This is a genomic window from Nocardia sp. NPDC057272 (assembly GCF_042668615.1).
GTDB lineage: Bacteria > Actinomycetota > Actinomycetes > Mycobacteriales > Mycobacteriaceae > Nocardia.
The window spans coordinates 1-8179 of sequence record NZ_JBHUYK010000057.1 but is presented as its reverse complement, the minus strand read 5'-3'; the positions used below and the strand labels follow the sequence as shown (position 1 = coordinate 8179).

Annotated in this window: 7 protein-coding genes and 1 rRNA gene; 7 read left to right on the top strand and 1 reads right to left on the bottom strand. The window is 69.5% G+C overall.

Features of this window, described 5'->3' with window-relative positions; all coding sequences use genetic code 11:
• Both rrf and ACFULV_RS34765 read left to right on the top strand, forming a co-directional pair.
• Positions 1–91, top strand: a 5S ribosomal RNA gene (gene rrf / locus ACFULV_RS34770); the annotation flags it as partial.
• A 1724-nt stretch (positions 92–1815) separates the two neighbouring features.
• Positions 1816–2841, top strand: a complete 1026-nt coding sequence (locus ACFULV_RS34765) for a hypothetical protein (protein ID WP_378664331.1) — start codon at positions 1816–1818, stop codon at positions 2839–2841.
• Between the two features lie 64 nt (positions 2842–2905).
• Here the strand turns inward: ACFULV_RS34765 and ACFULV_RS34760 are convergent, their stop codons facing one another.
• Positions 2906–3115, bottom strand: a complete 210-nt coding sequence (locus ACFULV_RS34760; RefSeq protein ID WP_378664328.1) for a hypothetical protein — start codon at positions 3113–3115, stop codon at positions 2906–2908.
• A gap of 139 nt (positions 3116–3254) precedes the next feature.
• On the opposite strand from ACFULV_RS34760, the gene ACFULV_RS34755 reads away from it, so the two are divergent.
• The 5 genes from ACFULV_RS34755 to recN are packed head-to-tail and all read left to right on the top strand — an operon-like array spanning position 3255 to position 7964.
• Positions 3255–4148, top strand: a complete 894-nt coding sequence (locus ACFULV_RS34755; RefSeq protein ID WP_378630056.1) for an HAD-IIA family hydrolase — start codon at positions 3255–3257, stop codon at positions 4146–4148.
• A 13-nt stretch (positions 4149–4161) separates the two neighbouring features.
• Complete coding sequence (locus ACFULV_RS34750; protein ID WP_378664327.1) at positions 4162–4446, top strand: hypothetical protein; 285 nt, start codon at positions 4162–4164, stop codon at positions 4444–4446.
• A 1-nt stretch (position 4447) separates the two neighbouring features.
• The gene (locus ACFULV_RS34745) at positions 4448–5269 is read left to right on the top strand and encodes a TlyA family RNA methyltransferase (RefSeq protein ID WP_378630061.1); all 822 of its coding nucleotides are present in this window, start codon (positions 4448–4450) and stop codon (positions 5267–5269) included.
• Positions 5266–6195, top strand: coding sequence for an NAD kinase (locus tag ACFULV_RS34740; RefSeq protein WP_378630063.1), 930 nt, complete (start codon positions 5266–5268; stop codon positions 6193–6195). The genes ACFULV_RS34745 and ACFULV_RS34740 overlap by 4 nt, the downstream gene beginning before the upstream one ends.
• Complete coding sequence (gene recN / locus ACFULV_RS34735; protein WP_378664324.1) at positions 6195–7964, top strand: DNA repair protein RecN; 1770 nt, start codon at positions 6195–6197, stop codon at positions 7962–7964. Before ACFULV_RS34740 ends, recN begins: the two co-directional genes overlap by 1 nt.
• Positions 7965–8179: the final 215 nt, after the last annotated feature.

Below are 8179 nucleotides of genomic sequence, written 5' to 3'. Positions count from 1 at the left end.
GCCCGGTCCCATTCCGAACCCGGAAGCTAAGGCCACCTGCGCCGATGGTACTGCACTCGACAGGGTGTGGGAGAGTAGGACACTGCCGGAACATCCTTCGCGATAGGGGACCCTTATTTGGGTCCCCTATCGGCGTTTGTGGACTCGATACGAGTTCGGTACGCCAGGCGGACGATGCCCCGTCCTTCGTCCGTGGTTGAATTCTTAGTGGCGGGGTCATTGACAACACTCCCCGCAGGTCGGGGAACCTAGAGAGGGATCGCCGTGTCGGAACACAACGACGGACGGAAGCCTTTCCGCCGGGACGGAGACGCCCCCGGTTTCGGCCGGCGAGGCGAACCGACCGATCGCCCCCGCGGCGGACACGGTGACAATCGCGGCTCGGGCCGTGGCGAAGGCGGCGGATTCCGCCGCGACGACGCAGGCCGAGGCAGCAGCGCGGGTCGTGGTGGCTCCGATCGTGGCAGCTCCGACCGGGGTGGATTCCGTCGCAACGACGACAATCGCGGCTCCGGTCGTCCCGAAGGCCAGCGCGGCGGCTACAACCGCGACGACCGCGGCGGCAGCTCCGACCGTGGTGGATTCAAGCGCGGCGACAGTGGTGACCGCGGTGGCTACCAGCGCCGCGATGACGCCGGTCGCGGTGGCTCCGGCGACCGTGGTGGTTACCGTGGCAACGACGATCGCCCCCGTGGTGGTTCGGATCGTGGCGGCTCCGCTGATCGCGGTGGTTACCAGCGCCGTGACGACAGCGCGAAAGGTGGCTACCCGAAGCGCGATGATGCCGGTCGCGGCGGTTACCAGCGACGTGATGACAACGATCGCGGCGGCTACCAGAAGCGTGACGACAACGATCGCGGCGGATTCAAGCGCAGCGACAGTGGCGACCGCGGCGGCTACCAGCGCCGCGACGACGCCGGCCGCGGTGGCTCCGGCGACCGTGGTGGTTTCAAACGTAATGAAGGCGGAAGTGACCGCCCCGCAGGTGGTTTCGACCGCGGCGGCGACCGTGGCGGATACCGCGGCAACAATGACGATCGCCCCCGCGGCGGTTCGGGTGGCGGTTTCCGTCGTAACGAAGGCGACGACCGTTCGCGTGGCAGCTCCGATCGCGGCAGTGACCGTGGCGGCAGCTCCGATCGTGGTGGCTTCCGTCGCAGCGAAGGCGGCAGTGATCGTCCGAGTGGTGGCTTCCGTCGCAACGACAGCGATGACCGTTCGCGTGGTGGCTCCGATCGCGGTGGCTACCAGAAGCGTGACGACAAGGGTGGTTACCCGCGTCGTGACGACAGCGGCAAGGGCGGCTACCAGCGGCGCGACGACAACGATCGTGGGCCCAGGCGCGACGACGACCGTGGTCGCGGCGGGTTCAAGCGTGACGCGCGCTCCGGCGGCAGCCAGGGCAAGTTCGTCGGCGAGGACGGCAAGCCGCTCGACGGCACCTACCGCGAGAAGCGTCGTGAGCGCGACAGTGACGTGCTCGGCGTTGTCTCGGCATCGGCTGCCTCCGATATCGACGAGTCGATCACCGAGGACGACAGCACGGCCTCGGCCGGCGCGTCGGCCGGCACCTCCGCGACGGCGAGCGACAAGCCCGCAACCGACGAGTCGGCAGCGTCCACTGAGCAGTCCGAAGACAACGCGGGCTCGGCCACGGCGCGTGTAACCGAGACCGACGACAAGGCGACCACGATCGACACCGGTGAAGGTGACCGTCCTCGTGACGCCGAAGAGTCCGAGAGCGACAGCTCGCGGGTCGACTCGGATCTCGACAGCCGGTCCGGTGCCGCCGCTCGCGGCTCGGACAGTGGCGACCTGAATGACGTCGCCCGCGATGATTCCGACCTCGACGAGAGCCCACGCGGCGCCGATCGTGACAGTGTTGCCCGAAGTGCGTCGGATCGCGACGACCGTTCGCATGGGGCCGACCGTGACGACCGTTCCCGCGGTTCGGATCGCGACGATCGGGCCGGCGGTGACGCCGATCGTGGCGAGCGGCGTGGATTCGCGGATCGCGGTGCCCGTTCGGACCGTGACGACCGTGCGCGCAGTGGCTCGGCGTCCGGCGGTCCGTCGCGGTCGGGTGACTTCGGCGATGACCGCCGTCGCGGCGGTGAAGGCGCTCGTACGACGGGTGGGCGGCCGGACGATCGCCGTGCGGCTCGTCCCGAAGAGCCCGATCTGCCCGAGGACGTGCAGGCATCCGATCTGGATCCGGCCGTGCGCCGCGACCTGCTGAGCTTGGACAAGAACAACGCCGATTCGGTGGCCCGGCACATGGTGATGGCCGTCGAGCTGCTCGAGGACGACCCGCGCCTGGCGCTGGCACACGCTCGGGCCGCACGGCAGCGTGCGGGCCGCATCGCGGTGGTGCGTGAGACCGCCGGTGTGGTGGCCTACCACGCCGAGGAATGGGCGGAGGCGCTGTCGGAGCTGCGCACCGCACGACGCATGTCCGGTGGCGCCGGGCTGCTCGCGGTGATGGCGGACTGCGAGCGCGGTCTCGGCAGGCCGGAACGGGCCATCGAGCTCGGTCGCAGCGAGGAAGCGCAGACGCTCACCGGTGACGAAGCCGCCGAGCTGCGGATCGTTGTGGCAGGCGCCCGGATGGATCTGGGTCAGTTCGACCAGGCCGTCGTGACGCTGCAAGCCTCCGATCTGGACCCGTCGCGCACCGGCTCCGCCGCCGCGCGCCTGTTCTACGCCTACGCCGACGCGCTGGTGGCGGCGGGCCGCACCGATGACGGCCTGCAGTGGTTCCTCAACGCCGCTGCCGCCGACCTCGACGACGAAACCGACGCCGAGGAGCGGGCAACCGAACTCACCGGCGACGCACAGTAGAACCACAAGGCCGCAGGCCGGGAACGCAGACAGGTTTCCCGGCCTGCGGCCTTTTCGCATGTCATCAGAGGATGATGTCGGCCGGCGCCGCCGGATCGGGCGTGGCGCAGATGTGCTCGGTCCGCTCGAGCGGTGGACCGGCCTCCTGCGATGCGGGCAATCGAGCACGCTGTGTGAGCAGGGGAGCTACTTCGGTCGGCAACCGGTCCGGTTTCCCTGTTGCGTCGGTGAGCGCCCGCGACGCGCTGGGCGAGACGTCCGCAACTGGGGACATCGCGCACGAACACGTGGCACATGCTCGATCATGAAGGGTGCGAGCGCTATTCGACAGCCGAGGGGGACCGAAGCTGTCGGTGCCTTCGCCTAGGGTCGCAGAGGTGTCCGACCCGGCAGAGACGACGAAGTGAGGGTGGATGGACCGGCTACGCGATCGATACGAGGCATTGCTGCTCGACCTGGACGGAACGCTGTACCGCGGACCCGACGTCATCGAAGGTGCGCCCAAAGCGCTTGTACCGGATGGTGATTCGGCGCAGCGGCTCGTGTACGTCACCAATAATGCCGCGCGTGGCCCCGGTGCCGTGGCGCACCACCTGGACGAACTCGGCTACCCGGCCACCGCGAACGATGTGGTGACCAGTGCGCAAGCCGCCGCCCGCATGCTGTCCGAACGGCTGAGCCCCGGCGACAAGGTGCTGGTCGTCGGCACCGACGATCTGGCCGCCGAGGTGAAAGCCGTCGGTCTCGAGCCCATCCGCCGGTTCGGCGAGACCCCGCCGGCGGCGGTCGTCCAAGGTCACTCGCCGGCGACCGCGTGGCCAGACCTCGCCGAAGCCGCCTACGCCCTGCGCGCCGACGCGTTGTGGATCGCAGCCAACGCCGACCGCACCCTGCCCAACGAGCGCGGCCTAGCTCCCGGCAACGGCTCGATGGTCGCCGCCCTGGCCACCGCCTCCGATCGTGAGCCCCTGGTCGCGGGTAAGCCTTACGCGCCGCTGATGGAAGACGCGATCGAGCGAGCGGGCACCCGCCGTGCCCTGGTCGTCGGCGACCGCCTCGACACCGATATCGAGGGGGCCAACGGCCTCGGCCTCGACTCGCTGCTGGTGTTGACCGGAGTCAGCACCCTCGACGAGGTGATCAACGCACCCGCCGCCCGGATCCCTACCTATATCGCCGCCACCCTCGACGCCCTCAACGACGCCGCACTGGCAGAAGCGGCCGCACCGGCGGACATCGCGGAACTGTTGCGACAGTATCCCGGCCGGGCGGTACGGGTGCGCGCGGGCGATTCGGAAATCCGATAGCGTTGACGCCACGATGAGTACTGCGAGTTCACCGCCGAACGGCGCGTCACAGCCACCCCGGCCCGGGATCCCCGTGCCGGGTGCTCACCTGCCCGGCCCGCCGGCGCAGCAGGAACCGGCCGATCCGCACCGGATCAAGACCGAGGTCGACGCACTACTCGCCGAACTCGGTCCGCGTCCTGTCGCAGGCCCGGCGGAGAACACCGAGGCCGGTGCCGATATCACCCGCCGTGCGCGCATCCTCGAGCAGGCGCACGACGTACTGGTGGACGCGCTGGCGACAGTGGACAAGATCTGAGGTGGCCAGACGAGCGCGGGTGGACGCCGAACTGGTTCGCCGCGGGTTGGCGCGATCGCGAGAACACGCGGTCGAGCTGATCAGCGCGGGCCGCGTCCTGATTGCCGGAACCGTCGCCGTGAAGCCGGCGACGGCCGTGGAGACGGGAACCCCGCTGATCGTGCGGGAAGAACCCGACGAGGTGTCGTGGGCCTCGCGGGGCGCGCACAAACTGCTCGGCGCGCTCGAGGCGTTCGAACCCGAGGGGCTCGGCCTCGCGGGTAAGCGGTGCCTGGACGCGGGTGCGTCGACCGGTGGGTTCACCGATGTGCTGCTGAACAAGGGCGCGCGCGAGGTGGTCGCGGTCGACGTGGGCTACGGCCAGCTGATCTGGCGGCTGCAGAACGACGACCGGGTCCGCGTGTTCGACCGCACCAACGTGCGCAACATCACCCCCGAATCCATCAGTGGCACAGTCGAAATCGTTGTCGGTGACCTGTCCTTCATCTCGCTCGGGCTCGTCCTCCCGGCACTGGCGGCCTGCGCTGCCGACGGCGCCGATCTGCTGCCGATGGTGAAGCCGCAGTTCGAGGTCGGCAAAGACCGGGTCGGTTCGGGCGGTGTGGTGCGTGATCCGGCGCTGCGAACCGAAGTGGTGTGTGATGTGGCGACCGCCGCCGCGGCGCTCGGGCTGCGCACCCTGGGTGTGGTCGCCAGCCCGCTGCCCGGTCCGTCGGGCAATGTCGAGTACTTCCTGTGGTTGCGCAAGGTCGGCCCGTTCGACTACGACGCCGAACAGGTGCGGGCGCTGGTCGCGCAGGCTGTCGAGGAGGGTCCGCAGTGAGTACGCATGCCGGCGGCAGGGAGATCCTGCTCGTCGCCCATCCCGGTCGCGCGGAGATCATCGAGACCGCGCACCGGGTGGCGAAGATCTTCGCCGAAGCGGGCATCTGCCTGCGGGTACTGGCCGACGAGGCCGACAGCACCCGGTTCGAAGACGAAGCCGGATATCCGGTGCGGGTGGTGCCACACAGCCCGTCCGCGGCCCAGGGCTGTGAGATGGTGCTCGCCCTCGGCGGCGACGGCACGTTCTTGCGCGCGGCCGAACTCGGCAGGCCCGCGGGTGTGCCCGTGCTCGGAATCAACCTGGGCCGCATCGGTTTTCTCACCGAAGCCGAGGCCGAGAACCTCGACGAGGCGCTCTCGCAGGTGGTCGATCGCGACTACCAGGTGGAAAACCGGATGACCATCGACGTCACGGTGCGCGTGGACGACACGATCGTCGAACGCGGCTGGGCGCTCAACGAGGCCAGCCTCGAGAACGCCCAGCGGATGGGTGTGCTGGAAGTGGTGCTCGAAGTGGACGGGCGGCCGGTCTCGGCGTTCGGCTGCGACGGCATCCTCATCTCCACGCCCACCGGGTCGACCGCCTACGCGTTCTCGGCGGGTGGACCGGTGGTGTGGCCCGAACTGGAGGCGATGCTGGTGATTCCGAGCAACGCGCACGCGTTGTTCGCGCGGCCACTGGTGACCAGCCCGGAGTCGCTGATCGCGGTGGAGACCGTGGCGACCGGACACGATGCGATCGTTTTCCTCGACGGCAGGCGCACACTCGCGTTGCCGCGTGGCGGCCGCGCCGAAGTGGTGCGCGGCGAACGTCCGGTGCGCTGGGTGCGGCTGGATTCGGCGCCCTTCGCCGACCGGATGGTGCGAAAGTTCCAACTGCCGGTCACCGGCTGGCGGGGCAGACAGCGAACGGAAGAGCACTGATGCTGACGGAGATCAGGATTGACGGACTCGGTGTCATCTCGACGGCCACCGCGCAGTTCCATGCCGGTCTGACCGTGCTCACCGGCGAGACCGGTGCGGGCAAGACCATGGTGGTCACCAGCCTGCACCTGCTCAGCGGTGCGCGCGCCGACGCCGGACGGGTACGCCTGGGTGCGGCGAAGGCCGTGGTGGAGGGCCGTTTCGTCGTCGACGACGTGAACGACGCGGCTCGCACGGCGGTCGGGGAGGTGCTGGAATCGGCGGGTGCCGAGGCCGACGAGGACGGCAGCGTGATCGCGGTCCGCACCGTCAACAGCGACGGACGCTCGCGCGCGCACCTCGGTGGGCGAGGGGTGCCCGCCGCGGTGCTCGGTGAGTTCACCTCCCGGCTGCTGACCGTGCACGGCCAGAACGATCAATTGCGGTTGCAGCGGCCGGAGCAGCAACTGTCGGCACTGGACCAGTTCGCCGGCGACGGCGTAGCCGGTCTGCTGCGCAAGTACCAGGTGCATCGGCGGTCCTGGCTGGACGCGCGGACCGAACTGCTCGAACGCACCGCGCGCAGTCGGGAACTGGCGCTGGAAGCCGACCGGCTCAAGCATTCGCTCACCGAGATCGACGGCATCGCGCCCGAACCCGGTGAGGACACCCGCCTGGTCGCCGAGATCCGCAGACTCAGCGACCTCGATTCCCTGCGCGAGGCGGGCGTCGCCGCGCACGAGTCACTCTCGGGCCCGACCGACGCGCCGGCCGACGGTGGCGGCGTGCTCGATCTGCTCGGTGGCGCCCGCGCCCGCCTGGATTCCGCCGACGACCCGGCCCTGGCCGCGCTGGCTCCGCGGCTCGGGGAGGCGATCGCGGTGGTGGTCGACGTGACCACCGAACTCAGCAGCTATCTGTCGGAATTGCCGTCCGATCCCAGCGCACTGGACACGATGCTCAACCGTCAGGCCGAGCTCAAATCGCTGACTCGCAAATACGCACCCGACATCGACGGTGTGATCGCGTGGGCCGACGAGTCGCGCTCGCGCCTGGACTCGCTCGATGTGTCCGAGGACGCGCTGGCCAAGCTGGCCGGTGAGGTCGAAACGGCAGCGGGCAAAGTGCGCGAGGCGGCACGCAAACTCAGTGCCGCGCGTGCCAAGTCGGCGGGCAAGCTGGCGAGCGCGGTGAGCACCGAACTCAGTGGGCTGGCGATGGGGAAGGCGCGCTTGGAAGTCCAGGTCCGCCCGCTGCAGGCCAGTGCCCAGGATTCCGCGCCGTTGGAGATCGACGGTGTGCTGTTGCACGCCGGTTCGAACGGTTGTGACGAAGTGGAGTTCCGGCTCTCGGCGCATTCGGGAGCTCAGTCGCTGCCGCTCAGCAAGAGTGCGTCCGGCGGCGAGCTCTCGCGAGTGATGCTGGCACTGGAAGTAGTGCTCGCAGGATCCGATCACGGCGCGACCATGGTGTTCGACGAGGTCGACGCGGGTGTCGGCGGCCGGGCCGCGGTGGAGATCGGCAAGCGCCTGGCGCGCCTGGCCCGCACCCATCAGGTCATCGTCGTGACCCACCTGCCCCAGGTGGCGGCTTTCGCCGACACCCACCTGGTGGTGAACAAGTCCGACGACGGAAAAGGGAAGGTGGACAGCGGCGTTCGCGCGCTGACCGACGAAGAACGAGTGGTGGAACTGGCCCGTATGCTCGCAGGCCTCGACGACACGGAGACCGGCCGCGCCCACGCGGAAGAACTTCTCGAAACCGCCCGAGCCGAGCGCTTACCCGCCTGAAGCGAGCACTACCCCCAAAACGGTCGGTCACCACACCCGAAGCGGACCGACCGCACTTTCAACCACCCCGCACACCCGGCCCGTCCCCGTCTTCAACATCCCGCCCAACCCAGCCACCCGTACTCCCGACCCCTAGGGAGGGTCGGCCACGAAGTGGCCGGTCCGCGGCCGGCCCGCCGGTCAGGCGCCGGGGCGTAGGCGACGAAGGAGCAAGC

What these genes read in the sequence shown, in the direction of transcription:
- ACFULV_RS34750 (WP_378664327.1), top strand. Translation starts at nt 4,162, where the DNA reads ATGAGTACTGCGAGTTCACCGCCGAACGGCGCGTCACAGCCACCCCGG.
- ACFULV_RS34755 (WP_378630056.1), top strand. Translation starts at nt 3,255, where the DNA reads ATGGACCGGCTACGCGATCGATACGAGGCATTGCTGCTCGACCTGGAC.
- recN (WP_378664324.1), top strand. Translation starts at nt 6,195, where the DNA reads ATGCTGACGGAGATCAGGATTGACGGACTCGGTGTCATCTCGACGGCC.
- ACFULV_RS34760 (WP_378664328.1), bottom strand. Translation starts at nt 3,115, where the DNA reads ATGTCCCCAGTTGCGGACGTCTCGCCCAGCGCGTCGCGGGCGCTCACC.